Below are 18,066 nucleotides of genomic sequence, written 5' to 3'. Positions count from 1 at the left end.
AACCCCCTGATCTATATTCGTATGCTTGTTTCATTACCCTTTGATCGAACCAACCATGACACCCTTCGCGAAGTGCTTCTGCAGAAACGGATACACAAGTAAGATTGGGACCGTCGCAATAACGACAGCGGCCATCTTCAGAGTCTCCGGAGGAATGGACTGCTCCGCCATCAGCTCTTGTGCAGCGCCCCCTCCTGCCGACGTAGAGGAATCAATCAACATGTTCTGCAACAGTACTTGCAAAGGCCATTTCGACGAATCGGTGATATATAACACAGCTGAGAAAAAAGTATTCCAATAGCTGACCGCATAGAAAAGGCCAAAGGCCGCCAGTGATGGTAGCGATAATGGTAAAATAATTCGAAACCAGATGCCAATATCATTGCAGCCATCCATCTGGGCTGCCTCCTCCAGACTATCCGGAATGCTATCGAAGAAGCCCTTCATCAAGATGACATACCAGCCACTGGTTAACACGGGGATGATTAAGGCCCAGACGCTATTAATTAGATGCAAATCACGTACGAGCAAATACGGTGGAATCATCCCAGGGTTGAACAGCGTCGTCAATAACATCAACAATAGAATCGCTCGACGCGCTGGCATCCTTCTTCGCGAAAGTGCATAAGACAGCGCCGCCGTGATGACCAGGCTGCAGAACGTGCCGACAATAGCCAAAAACCCGCTGACCATCGAGGCGTTCAGGAAAGATTTTGTCGACAGCAGATATTTGTAGGAAGCCAGCGACCACGTTGAGGGGAACAGTCTGAGTCCTCCCTTCAAGTATTCCGATGGGTCCATGAACGAAACGACAACGACATAATAAAGCGGAAACAACGTCACTAGCCCGATAAGGGTGAGCAACACATAGTTAACAATCGGAAAGAGGTCCTTCGTGCTCTTTCTCATCCTTCATCCTCCTTCCTTAATACACGCCTTCTTCACCAAACCGTTTGGCGAGTTTATTGGCGATGACAACCAGCACCAGCCCTACCACAGATTTGAAAAGCCCAACAGCCGTACTGAAGCTGAACTGTCCCTGTTGAATTCCGAGCCGATACACATACGTATCGAAGACCTCGCCCACGTTCGATACCGCCCCATTCCCCATCAGGAACACTTGTTCAAAACCAACATCCATAATATTTCCGATTCGCAAAATGAGTAGGATGAGAATCACACTACGAATTCCTGGAAGCGTGATGTGCCAAAACTGCCGCAACCGCTTAGCTCCGTCCATCTTGGCTGCTTCGTACAGCTGCGTGTCTAGTCCGGCAATAGCTGCCAGGAAGATGATCGTGCCCCAGCCCGCTTCTTTCCAGATCGATTGCACAGTAAGTAGGATCCAGAACAATTTCGGATTTGTTAAAAAATCAATTTTCTCAAACCCAAAATACACTAGCAGGTTGTTAATAGATCCATCCGTGCGCGTTAACATCATAATCGTGATTCCCACAATGATGACCCATGACAAAAAGTGTGGCAAATAAACGATCGATTGAAGCAGCTTCTTGAAGGGCTTGCTCATGACCTCATTCAGCAGCAAGGCGATGATAATCGGCAACGGAAAGTAGAAAACCAAGTTCATTAAATTGATCGCCATTGTGTTGCGAAACAGCATCATGAAATCAGGGTTGGAAAAAAATCGGATAAAGTGCTCCAACCCCACCCAGTCACTTCCAAGCACACCTCTATACGGTGAATAATTCTGAAAAGCAATAATGATGCCCCACATCGGTACATACTTGAACAAGATCATGAACAGAATGCCCGGCAGCGCCAGCATATACAGAAATTTATCGCGTTTCATAATAGCCAATATCCTAGATCGCTGCTTGGTTGCAGATGACCCAAGTTCAGATGGTACGGGCCTACTTAGTTCACTGTTCATTCTTTTATTGTACACCTCCTCTCGCTTCTCTTGGTGTTCGGTTTGATATTCACAGCCTACGAGAATCACGTTCTTGCCGCAATTAGACTTTTTTTCTCACGGAAATTCCGCGTCATTACTGACTTTTCCCGAAAAATAAAAAAGAACAAGTCGCCTATCTGTCACGATAGCGCTTGTTCTTCTTATTATGGTTTAAACACCATTAGCAGTATTACGATGAATGCAGCGAGGTTCGCGATCCCTTCCAACCAAGCTGATCGCTTTCGACTCTGTCGGTACTTTTCTGGCAGATCCTCCCCCTTCGTCTGCTGCAGCAGCCTAAGCTGCTGTTTAATGCCCGCCGGAATTAATCCAGCAAAGATGACCAGAATAACAAGGAAGATGACAATTGAGAGCACATACCACAATTCTTTGAACAAGGAGGTTTCCAGGAAGCCAAGGGCAAGACCTGTAAGAAGCAGCAGTGTGCCGCCGATTTTCGGCAGAATCGCCGTTTTCTCGAGCAGTGAAAGTGCGAACCTCACTTGGCTTGTTGTCCTAGCACTGCTCATAATCAAGGGATAGCAGATGACGGCAGCCATAGCCGTCACGGCGGCAATAATATGGATAAACACCACGTAAATATACATGTATAGTCTCCCTACTTTAGATTTGACCATCTAATGAGGATATTTTTTTCGCGCTTACTGTTCTAGTGCTTACTGTTTCCGTTTCTGCTGTCTGGGTTCGCCGCTCTTCTCGATACAACATCCAACCTACAACCAGACCATACACGGCTGTACCAATATGGATCCAAGAAGGTGTTTTATCTACGGCATGTGTTATTACCAATAGCGCATCGATGATAGGCATTATTATCGAGGTTAACATAACGACGAGCGTCGCTTTTCTCATCCGAAGTACCATCAAGGCAAGCAAGAAGATACCAATAAACAGATCACGATCTGCTTTAATATGAACAAGATATTTATCAGAAACGTCATGCAGGGGGATGCCAAAATCTCGAATCGCAGCTTCCGGAACGATGAAACCTTTTACCCCCAAAAACAACATCAACAGCGTAACAACGCCCACTAACCAAAAGGATACTGACTTAAATCCCCAATACAATTTGCCCATTTTTTTGTCTCCTTTTTCCAATTTATTTGATTGACTTTATTTTACATCGGTACTATGATTCTGTTAAGAACGCACTTTAAAGTACGCCACATACTTAAAAGTAAGGGTGTGATAGATCAATGATTCATCAGCGCGAATGTCCCATCGAGACGGTCATTCATGTTTTAGGTGGGAAATGGAAACCGACGATTTTATGGCATTTGGTGGAATCAACCAGGCGGTATAACGATCTGGAAAAGCTAATTCCTGATGTCTCCCAGAAAATGCTCACGCAGCATCTTCGAGACTTGGAACAAGAAGGCGTGGTCCTAAGAACGGTATACCCAACGGTCCCCCCCAAAGTAGAATACTCACTTAGCGAATATGGCAGAACATTGGTCCCTGTTGCAGAAGTCATGTGTGCTTGGGGAGAACAACATAATGAACGCAAACAAAAAGAACCAGCTTCTTAAAGCTGGTTCTTTTTGTTTGCACTCAGGTCATCTTCCTTCACCCAATCCCACATAGCCGCAAAAATAGGCTGCAGTTTCCACCCGCGCTCCGTTAGCTCATATTCCACGTGCAGGGGAACACCGGGATATAGCGTACGTGTAATAATCCCTTTTTCCTCCAGCACCCTCAGTCGATCTGTTAATGTCTTCGGGCTAATTGGGTGCAGCCTTCGCCGTAACTCTCCGAATCGCCTTGTGCCGACGAACAACTCCAACAAAAGAGGAAGAGTCCATTTACCATCCAAAATTTCGAGTAAAGGATCAATGGCTTCGATACAAGAACGATCCAACATGTACGTTTCCTCCATAGTTCATTTTATGAAACTATTGCACTTAATTGTAACTACTTTTCAAATGTACCACAGTGCTGTAGTCTAATTAAAGAGCAGGAATACAACATTCTACCTCCTATCGATATCAACCCCTGCGTAGTGCGCGCAACCAGGGAGATTCCGCGATAGGATCAGGGCTTTGAATCATTATAATAAACTGAATATTCAAATAATTATACCCCTACTACTTAAACACTGCCTGAAAAAGGCTGAGCGGAGGCACATATGCAAAGACCATTTGATGTAGATGCAGCGGAATATCCATTCAAGGACAAGTGGATGCCCTATCGTGATGGCATGATTCATTACGTTGACGAAGGGCAAGGCCCCGTCATTCTTCTCCTGCACGGAAACCCTACCTGGTCGTATCTTTACCGGAATGTCATCAAGGATTTGAGCGCTGAATGCCGGCTGATTGCACTCGATTACCCAGGACTTGGTATGTCACGAGCTCCTTCCAATTATGGCTATACACCTCAGGAGCATTCGGAAGCAGTCACCGAATTCATCCAGCGCTTGGATCTCAAAGACTTTGTACTCGTCGTCCAAGATTGGGGAGGTCCAATCGGACTCAACTACGCCGTAGGACACCCTGAGAACTTGCGCGGAATTGTCGTTATGAATACCTGGGCATGGCCGGCGACACTCCCTGCGATGAAACTATTCTCGCTTGCCATGGGCGGTTGGCCATTGGGTTATTGGCTGCAGACCAGACAAAACTTTTTCGCTACAAAAATTGTCCCGCATGGCATCCATCATATCGAGAAAATCACGGATAGCTTGAGAAAGGCCTACACCGATCCATTTCCAACTCCAAAATCCCGGAAACCGACATGGGTATTCCCAAGGCAGATTCGCAAGGCACGTCCATGGCTTGCGAAGATCGAAGAGAAACTTCCGGTTCTATCTCATTTACCAGCTCAAATTCTGTGGGGCATGAAGGATAGCGCTGGCTTTCCTCCCGAAGAGATGGCGAAATGGCAAAGTTATTTGACATTAAATGAAACTGAGTCGTTAGGCGATGCCTCCCACTATGTGCAGGAAGATCGACCAGATCGGGTAACCGCATCCATCCGCAGAGTCCTTGAAAGGACAGCAAAACCATCTAAGGAGGCAATATGATGAAAACAATTCTATGGGCAACTCTAACAGGTAATGGTAATTACGCACAATCCGGTCCGAATAACCCACCTAAACAGGAAGCACTCGCCGATTTTGCGGCACATGCTCAGGCAGCGGGTAATTTCATTGTCGGAAGACGCACGTTTGAAGGGATGATGGCAAGCGGGAGCGGCGGTGCTTTGGCTGGCATAGATATCGTCGTTGTTTCGGGAAGCGTCAAAGAAATCCCTGGTGTGACAGTTGTTGGCTCGCCGAACGAAGCCCTAAGCTACCTGCGGGAGAAAGGCTATCAAGCTGCCCTCATCTCGGGAGGTGCGGATCTTCATAATGCTTTTCTGGGTCAAGGGCTTGTTGATGAGCTCATTTTCAATGTCGCTCCAGTACTTGAAGGTAAGGGACTTAATCTATTGATTGATACGAAGGAATACCAATATAAGGATGTAGACTTATTGAATTTCAAATCGCTCGGCAACGGCGTTGTTCAATTGCACTATGCGATTGGTCACAAAACGGAAGTTCAGATGGCATAGGCCTTGCGAGACTCAACGGACAAAAAACCGCGCCACTTAGGACGCGGTTTTGTATGTTCTAAGCTCGACTAGTGACCTTCGCTGTCTGTCGTGAGCGACAACAGGATATCGTAAAGTTGGTTAAGCTTGTCCGCTGGCAGCAGCCCTAGCACCTTTTCAGCCGATTCCTTCATCGCGGCACGGGCTTTCGCCATCACGGGGAGAGCTTCATCCGTCAACGCAAGCAGCGTTGCACGGCGATCGTCCGGATCAGGATGGCGGACAATCATATTAGCCTGCTCCAATGCATCGACGAACTGTGTAACTGTGCGGGGAGCGATGCCGCAGCGCGCAGCCATATCCCCCATTCTAACGCGGCCTGCTTCCTGAACGGTTACAAGAAAGCGAAGCCTTGGGCCAGTCACGTAGTCCGGCAAGTCGTACTCAGCGAGAAAAGTCTCGAATTGCAAATGCAGCCGATGCGTCGTTTGAAACAACTTCTCCATCACTTGGCCAGCCGTAGGCGTCGCTGACGGAGAGTTTAAGCGTGAATCCACCATGATATCCAAAGTCTCCCTTGACGTTTCATCATATAGTGAGTATACTCACTAATACGAAGATGATAGTGTGTATACTCACTATGAGTTTATGTTTTATATGTCATTTTACGCTACAATTCACAAAATGAAAAGAAAAGCTATGACGTTTCCACACATTAAGGAGGTTTTATCGCATATGGCCGATCAAACTATGCTAGCCGTCCGGTATCATCAATTCGGGGGATCGGATGTCTTAACTCTCGAAGAAGTTCCGCGTCCGACACCTCAAGCAGGAGAGTTGCTCATCAAAGTGGTCTCTGCGGGTGTGCTGCCCGCCGATTGGAAGATTCGTATGGGGCTCTTCCCGCTGCCCGTTTCGTTCCCGAGTATTCCCGGCACTTCGTTCGCAGGCATGATCGAAGCTATCGGAGAAGGAACAACCGGTTATCAGGTTGGGCAAGAAGTATTCGGCCGCAGCGCCAGGGGGACATACGCCGAATATGCGGTTGCTCCCGTCGAAGCAGTCGCTATGAAGCCGGTGTCGATGAGCTTCGACGAGGCAGCGACGTTATCCGGCGGAGCAACGACCGCATGGCGGGCGATCACAAGCGCGGGCGTGAAGTCTGGCGACCGCGTTCTGATCCACGGTGCAGCCGGAGGTGTGGGATTGTTCGCCGTCCAGTTCGCGAAAGCGCTAGGCGCTTATGTCTTCGGCACGGCTGGACGGGAGAATTTGGACTTCATTCGCTCCCTCGGAGTCGATGAAGCTATCGATTATAAGGCGACGCCTTTTGAGCAAGTCGCGCAAGATGTTGACTTCGTCCTAGACACGATCGGCGGGGACACGCTCAATCGTTCTTGGTCCGTCATCAAGCGGGGCGGCTCCCTCGTGTCCATCACGGGGCAGCCACCTGTCGCTCATGGGCAGTCGTTAGGCATTCGGGTGCTTCCGTCAAGCTTGGCGACGAGCCAAGACTTGAATGACATTGTTAAGCTAATCGACGAGGGTATAGTGAAGACGGTTGTTCAACACGTCTATGGCATGAATGAAGTCCGTCAGGCGCATGAACGCAGTGAAAACGGGCACGGGCGCGGCCGTATCGTGCTTCGAATAGCCGATTCACAAGATAGATCCATATGACGTCTTCCCAGCTATTACTCCACAATAATCCGGTCGCCTTTACTTATAGGTTGAGAAATCACCAAAAATTCCATATCCTCACTTGATTTATTAAACATTTGATGAGGTACCAGAGGAGCAACTTCGACTCCCTCTTGTGGATGAAGGACAATTTCTTCCCCCTCCATCTCGATGGTGGCCGTACCTGATAACACGAAGAAAAATTGACGGGAATGCTGATGATAATGTTTTACCTCTGACGTATTGGCAGGCATTCTTTCATGAATGACGCTTAAATCACCCTTCTTCACCAAATGCCAACCATCACATTGATCTCCCCAAATATAATGTTCCGCCTCTTGTTTGCTTATTTTCATCTCAGCAGGACTCCCCTCTCACTAGTGTTTAATTTCTTAGAAAGAATTATTATACGTTAAAATGAATAAAAAAAACGATAAAAAAGGAGCCAGCGGTCAAATCGCTGACTCCTTTGCCCCCGCGGCTGCTGGCATTCTCCAAGCAACTCATCACCAGACGGCCACACATGCTCATCCCCCATTTTTAACTGGAAATAATGGAGCTAATTTGTTTATATCAGCTGGTTCTAGATGAATAGATGGAAATTCTCCCGCTAATTCCTCATGTCTGGCCTAAAATCAGGCGCAGCAGCTGATTTAACTGGAGAAACTCCAGTTAATCTATCCGTAACCTCTTTCGATCCCATGATTAACAGGAGAAATTCCAGCTCCAGTTATTCCTCACTTATCTCTATTTATCGCTAAACAGCGCAAGATAAGCGCCATATCCTCTTTTTTCAAGATCCGCCTTCGGAATAAATTCCATCGCTGCGGAGTTCATACAGAATCGCATCCCCGTCGGTTGCGGGCCGTCTTTGAACACGTCGCCAAGGAAGGAGTCCGCATTGCGGCTTCTAACTTCCATCCCAAACAATAGTCCCTTACGTTTAAGCACAACGTTGTTATCTTCCAGGGGCTTCGTAAAACTAGGCCAACCTGTACCCGCGTCGTATTTGTCCTGCGAACTAAACAACGGTTCGCCCGAAACGATATCTACGTAAATGCCTTCTTCTTCGTTATCCCAATATGCATTAGCGAACGGCCTCTCGTCTTCACCATGCTGGGTTACGTTATACTGGAGTTTGGTCAGCGAATTCAGCTTTTCTTCTTTATTAAAATCTTTATTCATTTGCGATCACGCCCCCAAGTATTATTATTCAAAATAAAAACCGCGGCCCGAGTTGAACTCGCTCATTCTGTACTTTGTGGCTGAGCGGGTTTTTTCGTAGAAATTCTGATGTTCATCCTCGGCTTTGTAAAAGGTTGTTGCAGCAGCAATTTTCGTTCCAATTGGCTTATTGAACCGTTTGGATTCACGCAATTTATGGCGGGAAATTTCAGCCTGCTCTTTTTGTTCATTATTCTTGTAGAAGATGGCAGATTGATGTTCATTGCCGCGATCACCGTAGTGACCGCCAGCTGTAGGATCAATATTGCTCCAGAAAACTTGGAGCAGCTCCTCATACGTAATTTCATTCGGGTTAAAGTGAACCTCAACAGATTCAAGATGATCCGTCGTGTTAGAAACAACCTTCACGTAGGTCGGATTTGTGTCTCGCCCTCCTGTATAACCGGTGTATACATTCGAAACACCTTCAAGCTGCTGGAAAGTCTCTTCCATATGCCAGAAGCAGCCGCCAGCGAAGATGGCCGTATCGGAAGGGGTTGCTTGAGGCTCGGTCACTTTGGATTCCAGTGATTTCATCATGCCGTAAATAATGCCTTGGTGATAGAACATATGCATCGCAGTCAAATAAATGAGCTCGCTGATCGTTTGAGCATGCAGGAAGTTCTCTTTCACAGGCTCGTCCAGTCTATCTTTCAACACCTCGTGAATATGATTGCGGAGTCCTTTTAGTTTGGAAATCAGAAGATCCCACTCGGGTGGTTCTTCTTTCCAATCAGCAGGTTTCGAACCGTAAGCGAAAAAGCTTTTATAGCTTTCTGGAAGAATACTAGGTTGCTCCGATAGGCTGAGCACATCGAACTCTGTGATCACAAGCACATGCCCCAGGTGCCAATGGATATTGTTTTTAAATCCTTCTGGAATGACTCTGCGTTTCTCAGGGGGACATTGCTTGCATACACGAATCAACTGATTAATGTGTTTATCAAATATGCGAAATACGAATTCAGCTCTCATGGTATGATGCCTCCCGTATATTTAATTATCGCTATATGGCCCAATCCTTTACTCAACTAGGAGTCATCAAGGAAGGACGACCCGAGCGGAACTCGCTTATCTTGTAAAGAAATGGGTTCTTGTGATAATAATCTTGATGTTCAACTTCAGCCTTATAAAACGTTGCAGCGGCTGAAATTTTAGTTACAATCGGATTCATATATTTGTTTGATGCCGCTAATGCATCTCTAGATGCTTCTGCCAACTCTTTCTGTTCCATACTCATGTAAAATACGGCTGCTTGGTACTGTCTTCCGCGATCACTGAATTGACCGTCTGCATCCGTTGGATCAACGTTTTGCCAAAAAACTTGAAGCAGATTATCGTACGTAATCTGGTTCGGATTATAACGAACTTCTACCGATTCGAGATGCCCTGTCGTTCCCGTCCCCACTTCTTCATAGGTGGGATTTACTTTATCCCCTCCTGTATACCCACTTTCGACACGATAGACACCACTCAGCTTTTCGAAAGCTTCTTCCATATGCCAGAAACAACCGCCCGCAAAAATAGCCGTTTCGAATCCAGCGCTCGCATGATCATTTTCAGTCATAAGCATCTCGCGAGCATTCGCTATTTCCTTTTTGTGAAACGACAAGTAAACAAAATAAACGAGTAAGACGAACAGCATAATGGTTAATACAGATAATAACCTTTTGTTTATCTCAATTATACCTTCCTCCTCTCACATTGAAACTATCTATATAAATTTTATTGGTTACCAATATAACATGAAATAATTCTTGAATCAAGTAACCTTTTATACATATTTAAATAGTTACAAATTGATCGATATGCATATGGACCTAGGCTTTCCCACAATCAAAGAACTCGCGGCAGACCACCAAATGATCAGTCAAGCTTAGAGAATCATGATTGTTGCAAATCTCATCTAGTTTTTTGACCAATGCAATTACCTCATCAAATAAGATGGCACGGCCTACATAAGTAATCGAAAATTCCATCAAGAAATAACCGCTGCCGGTTTCATTTGTCTTATTCAAAGTTAAGGTTACATCAGGTGTTGAAACATCTTCGTCTTCATACGAATAAATATGGATTTTCCATGTATGCGAGCAATCGGAACAATAGCAATCATCCTGCTTGTACTTGTCCAGTTCGAACCAGCCTTTTTTCATTACTTCTCTTCCTTTCTCCTAAGCTCAATTCATTCTGGGGGTTCTACAAGATTAATGAATTTCTGGCTCTCCATGCCGGAAAAAGTATAACAAAAATAGGACGTTAGCAGACCTGCGAAAAGTCATGACTCCAATGGAAAAAAGACAAAACATTCGACAATAAAGCACGATAAATCTCATGCTGTCATGCCAAAAGTCATGCCCTTTCTTTATCAAAGATGACGTACCGCAAATAGAGCTACTTGCGTCCTGTCGCGCAGCGCCAGCTTCGCTATTAAGTTAGAAACGTGATTTTTCACAGTACCTTCTGTTACATACAGCAAACCTGCAATTTCTTTATTGTTAAGTCCCCGCCCCAATAATGCGAGTACATCTTTCTCTCGTTCAGTTAATAGTCTGAGCTCATCTGGTTCCGCTTTACTTAAAGGATGTTCCTGATCCGCGCTCCTATCGGGCGTTTTTTTCAATTCTTTCAGCAGCATCGCCGTGATATCTTGTTGCAGCACTGTCCCTCCATTGTACACCGTATGAATGGCACTGATGATTGCTTCTGAAGGCATATCCTTCAATAAGTAGCCGTGTACGCCTTTCTCCAATACGCTCAAGATGAGTTCCGCATCATCGAAAGTGGTCAGAATCAATATCTTTGTCTCAGGAAAGTGCTTGAGTATCAATTCTGCTCCTTCTACGCCATCCATCCCTGGCATGCGAATATCCATCAGCACGACGTCCGGTTGCCATTCAATGACTTTGGCATAGGCGTCTCTCCCGTCCTCGGCTGTTCCAACCACTTCCATCCCCGGCTCCAGACCAATTATTGTTGCAAGACCATCTCTCATCAGCCGCTGATCGTCGACAATGAGGATTTTCATGGCTGACCCTCCATTTCCGTTTTAGGATAGGGAAACATAACCTCAACAGCAAAGCCTGTTTTCTGATCCATTATAAAATGGACGTTCCCTTTCCACGCTTTCACCCTTTCTTGCAAATTTGTTAAACCAAACCCCAGCTTCAGCTCGCCTGGCAGCCCCCCGTCATTACGTATGCTTAGCGAAAAATCGGTTTCGGCATAGCCGAGCACAATCACAACGTTGCTGGCATGCCCATGCTTCTGTGCATTGGTGAGGGATTCTTGCGCAATGCGGTAAACCGTTAATTGAAGACCTCCCGGGAGGGCAACTGGTGTCCCTTTAACTTGTAGAACCGTATAAACCTTAGCAAATTTCGTAAACTCTTCTGCTAAGCTCGTAAGGTTTTCAATTAAAGATGTAGATGTATTAGCCTCGTTTCGAATAGCCCTTACGGAAAGACGCACCTCTTGCAAGGCAGATCTAACTAATTCCTCACACACCAAATAGGTTTGCTCGCTGCGTAAAGCATCCAGCTTGCTTAACTTGCGTGCCGCTTGCATCTGAACCATCAATGCCGTCAGCTTATGACAAACGGTATCATGAATCTCTCCTGAAATTCGTATGCGTTCCCTAGCTGCCGCCCATTCTTCCGCCTGGTGTGAATATGCTTGCAGCCGCTCATGAGAATTCATCAATTGTGTATACAATTGCATGGTTTCTATACTTGCCCTTTGATGAAAATGAATCAAAAAACTCACCATGCATGCGAACACAATGAACGAAGTGGAAATAAAATAGGTTGCTTTATCTAACCTTTGATACATGTACCAATCAATGCTGCACATCGTAATTAAATAAATCACTACTAAAGATACACCTGTCATAATGAGTGCACGTGTATTTTTCACAAACATGAAAATAGCTAATGCCGTAATGCCATTAAAGATATGATTCGGGATTTTTCCGTCGATATAGATATATCCGTAAGAAGCTGATAACAGGAAATCGAGGATTAGAAGGTATAATAGCCAATGCTTCTTCATGCTGGAGTAAAATAGATTAACGAAAATAAAAACCATGAGAGAAATCACAACAAAGCTTAGTCTCCAAAAGATCGCAATCGAATTTTCAAAATAAAACATCCCGATCAGGACGAAATCATAAACGAGCTTCAGTCCAAAAAGCCATCTCAACGAAACGGGGTTCTTCCATACACGATCCATTACTTTCGGCATCCTCTATATCTCCCTCATCACGCGGCTCCATGTTGGTTATGACTTATTTGGAGTAATTTCCCCTATCTAGGGTAGTCTTAACCAGAAATGATGTTCTGAAATACCAAAGAGACTCGCAGCAATAGGCCGCGAGTCAATGTTTGTATAAGTTAATAAGATAATTTGGTTAGTGCATTTCTTTATGTTTGTTGCCGTTATTCCACCAGGCATCACTAAATCCCCGTGTGTAGGCTATATAGAACATTGCCTCCATTTCCGGTGTAATGCCTGGGTACTTCTGAATTAATTGAGTCAAACGTGTTTCCATTAGCTCTATTTCTGCTGGTAACATTCCTTAGCGAAGCGCCTTGAATGCCGTGCGAAGTTCTGAAGTTACGAACTCTGGCTGCTCCCAAGCTGCGAAATGTCCGCCTTTAGGGAGTTTGTTGTAGTGGATAAGATTCGGGTAAGCTTTCTCTGCCCAACTCTTTGGTGCTTCATAAAGCTCATCTGGATAGACACTTACCGCAACCGGAAGTTTTACGCCTTTGACGCCGAAGAAGGAAATGCCGGCTTTACCATTCTCCCAGTAGATACGAGACGCGGAAACGCCAGAATTTGTGAACCAGAAGAGTGAAATGTTGTCGAGCACGTCATCACGCGTTAGACCTTCTTGAACTCCCGCAAAAGATCTCGAGATGAGGGCAAGACTCTTCCAGTCATGATCAAGCATAAAAGCTGCCAAAGCGACAGGCGAATCTACTAGTCCCGTTAACGTTTGAGGACGTGTCCCCATCATAGCAGCGTAAGCAAATTTATTTTCGCCAACTTGCGCGCACGCTTTCTTCTCTTCGTCCGAGAGACCGGATGGCAGTGGGTTGCCAGACCAGATCGCGGCATCAACATCAGGAGGAATCACACCCGCCATGTTCGTGTGAAGACCGATCAAACCTTGGGGTTCTTGAACGCCCATAAAGTCAACGACAATCGCACCCCAGTCGCCGCCGTGCGCCACATACTTCGTGTATCCAAGGCGTGTCATAAGCTCTCCATAAGCACTCGCGATGCGTTTAGGATCCCAGCCCGTTGTGGTCGGCTTGCCTGAGAATCCGTAACCAGGCATCGACGGAATGATCACATGGAAAGCATCCGCTGCACTTCCGCCAAAAGCCGTAGGATTGGTCAGTGGCTCAATAAGCTTCATCTGCTCGAAGATCGAACCCGGCCAGCCGTGCGCAATGAGGATCGGCATAGCGTTCTCATGCTTGGAACGAACATGAATGAAATGAATGTCCAGACCGTCAAGCTCGGTAAGGAAATGCGGATAAGCGTTAATTCTCGACTCAACTTTGCGCCAGTCGTATTCATTTGCCCAATAACGTGCGAGTTCCTGAATCGTCTCCAGTTGCACGCCTTGATCTTGATTCAAGACCGTTTCCTTCTCAGGCCATCTAGTCGCGTTAATACGTTTACGAAGTTCGATAATTTCTTCATCTGGGATACTTACATGAAATGGACGAATAGCATTCTTGTCGATACTTGTTTGTGTCATTTTTTTAAATCTCCTCTTGTTGTAACCATCTAATATTTGTTTGTCTGTTACGAGTTGTAATATAACATGCTCCAACAAACAATGCAAGTAACTTTCTATAATTATTTTAATAGTTACAACAAACTTAAAGTTAGTATTATGGGATTTTCACATAACTACATACATATTTTTAAAATTTATGATCCATATTATAGATAATGTTGGTTTTAAAGGAAGGTACTAAATGGGGCGCTTTCGTATGAAAATCAAGAAGACTTTCCAAAAGGATGCAGATACAGATCTTTCTAATCCAATAACAGAAGTTAATTATAAAAAGATACGTTCAAAATTCGGGGATAGTTTTGACCTCGTTCATCGTTCATTCCATCAGGATAACATTCACATTATTTATTTAAGTACATTAGTAGATTCCAAAACTTTAGAGTGGGAAATACTCTCACCCTTAAGAGAAGTTTCGTTCCATGCTTCCGAAAATTTCTTTCAACAATCCCTGTTTAAACGAGTACATAATCAAGAGGAGATCATCCAAGGCATATTAGACGGTAATGTGACACTGTTCACGGGGGAGCATACCTATTTAATCGATGTGCAAGGACTCGAGGAACGTGCCATTTCACAATCGGAATCAGAAACCGTCATCAATGGGCCACATGACTCTTTTACTGAAGCATTAAAAACCAATGTATCACTGATTAGAAGGAGAGTCAGAAGTCCTCGCTTAAAAATGATAACGTTATCTGTTGGAGAAATTTCAAAAACAAAGGTGCTTATCCTCTATATTGAGGGGATTGCAAAAATAGATATTGTGAATCAACTGAAAGAAAGAATTCAATCGATTCAAGTTGATTCCATTTCTGACTCCAATGTTTTGATTCAAATGATAGATGATCATCAAAATTCGCCATTCCCCCAATTTTATACCACGGAAAGACCAGATATCGCTGTGACAAAACTATACGCTGGGAAGGTAATCGGACTTGTCGAAGATAGCCCCAGCATTTTTTGTACACCATCCAGTTTCTTTGATTTTTTCGAATCGCCAGATGATTATAATCAGCGTTGGACGATAGGAACAGCGGTTAGAATTCTGCGATTCTTCGCTTTATTTATTACATTAATCCTCACAGCTTTTTATGTCTCTATATGTACGTTTCATTACGAAATGATCCCTCAATCCCTACTTCAAAGCCTTATGCAGTCTAGAAGCAGAGTACCCTTTCCGCCTTTTGTTGAAGCCCTGTTTTTAGAAATAGTCATTGAACTTTTACGGGAGGCGGGTGCAAGACTGCCTACCAAAATAGGTCAAACCATTGGCGTAGTGGGCGGTATTGTCATTGGTCAAGCCGCTGTTGAAGCTGGGATTACCAGTAATATTTTAATCATTGTTGTTTCTGTATCAGCCATCGCTTCCTTCATTGTCCCAAGCTATATTATGAGTGCTTCCATTAGAATCGTCCGGTTCTTATTTATTATAATGGCAGGATTTTTAGGTAATATTGGTGTTTTCTTTGCATTAGGAATAGTAACCATCCATTTAACTGGCTTAACCAATTTGTCCTCTCCTTATTTTAAGCCTGTTTCTCCAATCCTCTTCAACAATTGGAAGGATAGTATTATTAGAGCCCCATTTTATAAAATTAAAAAGAGACAACCTGCACATTCCTTCATGCCTGGCGATGATGAAAATGAGAGGAACTAATGGTGACCCTATGAAAGAACGGCTCCATCCACTTCAACTGTCTATTCTAATTTATTCCATTCAGAATGGTCTTGTTTTGTATACATTACCTCGAACAACTGCCGAATATTTTGGAACAAACGGCTGGTTAAGTATAGTTATTACGTTTGTCTTAGTTAATATAAATATTTTGCTGATTGCCATGAGCTATAAACTGGGTAAAGGAAGGTCAATTTTTGAAATTATTGAGGCGAACGTTCCCAAATGGGTCATGTTCCCCGTCTATTTTTTTATCATTTGCGTTTGGATTGGAATGGCAAGCATGATTATGAGGGATTATATTTTCATCATGAAAATGATCTTTTATCCCACTTTACCTGCCTTCTATTTTGTCCTTTTCTTTACACTTCTTAGTTTTCAATTATTAAGAGGTGGAATTTACCAAATTGCAAAAGCACTTGCGGTTTTAATTATCTTCACGCTTCCCATGATTTTTTTGCTTTTTTATCTGGTTCCAGAATTTGATTTCTCACGTTTCACACCTTTCATTTTTAAGGGAGGAACCAATCCTTTCAAGGGGACACTTCAGGTTTATTCGGCCTTTTTAGGTATGGAAGTTTCCATGCTTTTTTTCCCTATGGTAGAAAATAAATGGACGAAGTCACTTTTTATTGGTAATTTCTTCTCCACAGTCATCTATCTCCTTGTAACATTTATGAATTTCGGCTTTTTTAGCTTCAATCAAATATTAAATGATCTATACCCCGTTATGACCTTATTTGAATATACAGAAGTTCCTTTCCTTTCGCGGGCCGAAAATCTTTGTTTTTGTGTTTATGCCTTCAAGGTATTATCAACTACTGTCATCTATTACTGGGGAGCTCAGCAAATTTTTGGCAATATGATGAAAAACGTGAAGCCCAATTTCTGGATCATATTCATACTTGCATTGGGTTTTATACTTGCTTTAATTCCTAATTCCGTCCTGGACGTAGCTAAATCGTTAAAATTGTTGAGTAATTGTGCAACTGGCATTGCTTGGGGATTACCTATATTCGTGTTAGGCAACCTTGCTATTCAAATTCTTAAGAACCAGCGGCATAGGGAGACAGATCATGCAAAATAAAAGGAATGTATGGATCACAATAAGCTGTTTGTTATTAGCAGGTTGCGCTGAACCAAATATTATTGAGGATTTAGCCGTACTTGAAGCCGGCGCTTACGATTTGTCTGAAAGTAATGAAAACCCAATTACAACAACCGTTCTTTTTCCTACTGTTACGAAAGAAGGGAAGTTTGATACTATGACGCTTACGGCTAATGGTAAATCCGTTCATGACAATTTTCTTAAGCTTCAGAATTTAACCAGTCTAAAGATCGTCGGAGGGCAGGGTACTATTCTGTTTGGGGAAAGATTATCGAAAAAAGGACTTATACCTATTGTTAAGACGTTTACAAGGGATCCAGAAATCGGAACTCGCGTTAAATTTGCGATCGTTGAAGGAGACGCAGCAAAATTCCTCAAAAAAAAATTACCCTCTGTCGAAGATAATGCTGAATTTCTTTATAATTTCTTGGAGAAGGCAGGCAAGCAAAATAACATTTTACTTACGAATCAATACCGTTTTTTAAGAGATTATTACGATGATGGGATTGATCCGGTACTCCCCGTATTTTCCTATGAAGGCGAGAGTATTGAACTAAAAGGATTGGGTATTTTTAAAGGAGATCAATATGTTACAAGCCTATCCTTAAATGAAACTCAGATCCTTAACTTTCTGATCGGAGACATCAAGAATGGCACGTTCATGATTAGTATGAAGAATGAAGAGTCAGGAGAAAATTATCAACTTTTGTTAAGCAGCGTTCTTTCTGATAATGATAAAAAAGTGAACACAAAGGATATGTCGCTAGAAATAAGGTTAGATATAAAAGGAAGCGTCATTGAATACACAGGCACAATGGATTTAAGTAACGAGAAGCACCAAAAACAATTGGAAGATCAAGTTGAAAAATATGTAATAACCTGTTCTGAAAAGCTGTTAACCAAATTAAAAAATGAGCAGTCAGATCCTATCGGAATAGGGAGGGTGGTTCGCAATCGTTTATCCTATGAAACATGGCACAATATGAACTGGACTACGACGTATGCAAACTTGAATATGAAAGTAAAAGCAAACGTAAATCTAATTAATATTGGAAAATCAAAATGATTCCCTAGTTGGCACTGGCACTTTGTAACAACCATAA

At 43.7% G+C, this 18,066-nt stretch carries 22 protein-coding genes; 7 read left to right on the top strand and 15 right to left on the bottom strand.

Going from position 1 to position 18,066, the window contains the following annotated elements:
• Positions 1-33 precede the first annotated feature (33 nt).
• The 4 genes from GQF01_RS30755 to GQF01_RS30740 all read right to left on the bottom strand — a co-directional run bounded on the left by GQF01_RS30755 (position 34) and on the right by GQF01_RS30740 (position 3,010).
• Entirely contained in the window at positions 34-909 is an 876-nt protein-coding gene (locus tag GQF01_RS30755) for a carbohydrate ABC transporter permease (RefSeq protein ID WP_161410878.1), read from the bottom strand.
• A gap of 16 nt (positions 910-925) precedes the next feature.
• Positions 926-1,891, bottom strand: a complete 966-nt coding sequence (locus tag GQF01_RS30750) for an ABC transporter permease (protein WP_235960682.1) — start codon at positions 1,889-1,891, stop codon at positions 926-928.
• A 185-nt stretch (positions 1,892-2,076) separates the two neighbouring features.
• Complete coding sequence (locus tag GQF01_RS30745; protein WP_161410877.1) at positions 2,077-2,520, bottom strand: DUF2269 family protein; 444 nt, start codon at positions 2,518-2,520, stop codon at positions 2,077-2,079.
• Between the two features lie 16 nt (positions 2,521-2,536).
• On the bottom strand, positions 2,537-3,010 hold the full coding sequence (locus GQF01_RS30740) for a DUF4267 domain-containing protein (RefSeq protein ID WP_161410876.1): 474 nt from the start codon (positions 3,008-3,010) through the stop codon (positions 2,537-2,539).
• A gap of 119 nt (positions 3,011-3,129) precedes the next feature.
• Between GQF01_RS30740 and GQF01_RS30735 the strand changes: the two genes are divergently transcribed.
• Complete coding sequence (locus GQF01_RS30735; RefSeq protein WP_161410875.1) at positions 3,130-3,462, top strand: winged helix-turn-helix transcriptional regulator; 333 nt, start codon at positions 3,130-3,132, stop codon at positions 3,460-3,462.
• On the opposite strand, the gene GQF01_RS30730 is transcribed toward GQF01_RS30735, so the two are convergent.
• Positions 3,459-3,794, bottom strand: a complete 336-nt coding sequence (locus GQF01_RS30730) for a winged helix-turn-helix transcriptional regulator (protein ID WP_161410874.1) — start codon at positions 3,792-3,794, stop codon at positions 3,459-3,461. The two genes, GQF01_RS30735 and GQF01_RS30730, sit on opposite strands and share 4 nt — an antisense overlap.
• A 264-nt stretch (positions 3,795-4,058) precedes the next feature.
• Here GQF01_RS30730 and GQF01_RS30725 point away from each other — a divergent pair, with 264 nt between their 5' ends.
• Positions 4,059-4,955 carry an alpha/beta fold hydrolase gene (locus GQF01_RS30725; RefSeq protein WP_161410873.1) on the top strand — a complete coding sequence of 299 codons (897 nt, stop codon included), beginning with the start codon at positions 4,059-4,061 and terminating at the stop codon, positions 4,953-4,955.
• On the top strand, positions 4,955-5,485 hold the full coding sequence (locus GQF01_RS30720; RefSeq protein WP_161410872.1) for a dihydrofolate reductase family protein: 531 nt from the start codon (positions 4,955-4,957) through the stop codon (positions 5,483-5,485). The genes GQF01_RS30725 and GQF01_RS30720 overlap by 1 nt, the downstream gene beginning before the upstream one ends.
• A gap of 68 nt (positions 5,486-5,553) precedes the next feature.
• Here GQF01_RS30720 and GQF01_RS30715 read toward each other — a convergent pair whose 3' ends face one another.
• Positions 5,554-6,024 (bottom strand): MarR family winged helix-turn-helix transcriptional regulator, encoded by a 471-nt coding sequence (locus GQF01_RS30715; protein WP_161410871.1) that lies wholly within the window; start codon positions 6,022-6,024, stop codon positions 5,554-5,556.
• A gap of 175 nt (positions 6,025-6,199) precedes the next feature.
• On the opposite strand from GQF01_RS30715, the gene GQF01_RS30710 reads away from it, so the two are divergent.
• Positions 6,200-7,144 carry an NADP-dependent oxidoreductase gene (locus GQF01_RS30710; RefSeq protein WP_161410870.1) on the top strand — a complete coding sequence of 315 codons (945 nt, stop codon included), beginning with the start codon at positions 6,200-6,202 and terminating at the stop codon, positions 7,142-7,144.
• Between the two features lie 14 nt (positions 7,145-7,158).
• On the opposite strand, the gene GQF01_RS30705 is transcribed toward GQF01_RS30710, so the two are convergent.
• The 9 genes from GQF01_RS30705 to GQF01_RS30665 form a co-directional block, all read right to left on the bottom strand.
• A complete protein-coding gene (locus GQF01_RS30705; RefSeq protein ID WP_161410869.1) occupies positions 7,159-7,500 on the bottom strand; it encodes a cupin domain-containing protein in 342 nt (113 codons plus the stop codon).
• Positions 7,501-7,891: 391 nt separating this feature from the next.
• Positions 7,892-8,329 (bottom strand): peptide-methionine (R)-S-oxide reductase MsrB, encoded by a 438-nt coding sequence (gene msrB, locus GQF01_RS36970; RefSeq protein WP_161410868.1) that lies wholly within the window; start codon positions 8,327-8,329, stop codon positions 7,892-7,894.
• A gap of 24 nt (positions 8,330-8,353) precedes the next feature.
• A complete protein-coding gene (gene msrA / locus GQF01_RS36965) occupies positions 8,354-9,343 on the bottom strand; it encodes a peptide-methionine (S)-S-oxide reductase MsrA (protein ID WP_161410867.1) in 990 nt (329 codons plus the stop codon).
• 52 nt (positions 9,344-9,395) lie between these two features.
• Positions 9,396-10,013: a peptide-methionine (S)-S-oxide reductase MsrA gene (gene msrA / locus GQF01_RS30690; protein WP_161410866.1), complete on the bottom strand. Its 618-nt coding sequence runs from the start codon at positions 10,011-10,013 to the stop codon at positions 9,396-9,398.
• 175 nt (positions 10,014-10,188) lie between these two features.
• The gene (locus tag GQF01_RS30685) at positions 10,189-10,521 is read right to left on the bottom strand and encodes a hypothetical protein (RefSeq protein ID WP_161410865.1); all 333 of its coding nucleotides are present in this window, start codon (positions 10,519-10,521) and stop codon (positions 10,189-10,191) included.
• A gap of 212 nt (positions 10,522-10,733) precedes the next feature.
• Positions 10,734-11,393, bottom strand: a complete 660-nt coding sequence (locus tag GQF01_RS30680; protein WP_161410864.1) for a response regulator — start codon at positions 11,391-11,393, stop codon at positions 10,734-10,736.
• Positions 11,390-12,607 (bottom strand): sensor histidine kinase, encoded by a 1,218-nt coding sequence (locus GQF01_RS30675; protein WP_161410863.1) that lies wholly within the window; start codon positions 12,605-12,607, stop codon positions 11,390-11,392. Before GQF01_RS30675 ends, GQF01_RS30680 begins: the two co-directional genes overlap by 4 nt.
• A gap of 166 nt (positions 12,608-12,773) precedes the next feature.
• Positions 12,774-12,914 carry a hypothetical protein gene (locus GQF01_RS30670; protein ID WP_161410862.1) on the bottom strand — a complete coding sequence of 47 codons (141 nt, stop codon included), beginning with the start codon at positions 12,912-12,914 and terminating at the stop codon, positions 12,774-12,776.
• A 27-nt stretch (positions 12,915-12,941) separates the two neighbouring features.
• The gene (locus GQF01_RS30665) at positions 12,942-14,138 is read right to left on the bottom strand and encodes an epoxide hydrolase family protein (protein ID WP_161410861.1); all 1,197 of its coding nucleotides are present in this window, start codon (positions 14,136-14,138) and stop codon (positions 12,942-12,944) included.
• A gap of 238 nt (positions 14,139-14,376) precedes the next feature.
• Here GQF01_RS30665 and GQF01_RS30660 point away from each other — a divergent pair, with 238 nt between their 5' ends.
• From GQF01_RS30660 to GQF01_RS30650, 3 genes are read left to right on the top strand one after another with little or no spacing between them, the layout of a single operon-like run.
• Positions 14,377-15,837: a spore germination protein gene (locus tag GQF01_RS30660; RefSeq protein WP_161410860.1), complete on the top strand. Its 1,461-nt coding sequence runs from the start codon at positions 14,377-14,379 to the stop codon at positions 15,835-15,837.
• Positions 15,815-16,942 (top strand): GerAB/ArcD/ProY family transporter, encoded by a 1,128-nt coding sequence (locus GQF01_RS30655; protein WP_161410859.1) that lies wholly within the window; start codon positions 15,815-15,817, stop codon positions 16,940-16,942. Before GQF01_RS30660 ends, GQF01_RS30655 begins: the two co-directional genes overlap by 23 nt.
• Positions 16,932-18,029: a Ger(x)C family spore germination protein gene (locus tag GQF01_RS30650; RefSeq protein WP_161410858.1), complete on the top strand. Its 1,098-nt coding sequence runs from the start codon at positions 16,932-16,934 to the stop codon at positions 18,027-18,029. Before GQF01_RS30655 ends, GQF01_RS30650 begins: the two co-directional genes overlap by 11 nt.
• Positions 18,030-18,066 lie beyond the last annotated feature (37 nt).

This window comes from Paenibacillus silvestris, assembly GCF_009882985.1.
GTDB lineage: Bacteria > Bacillota > Bacilli > Paenibacillales > NBRC-103111 > Paenibacillus_E > Paenibacillus_E silvestris.
This window is presented reverse-complemented; position numbering and strand designations above follow the sequence as displayed.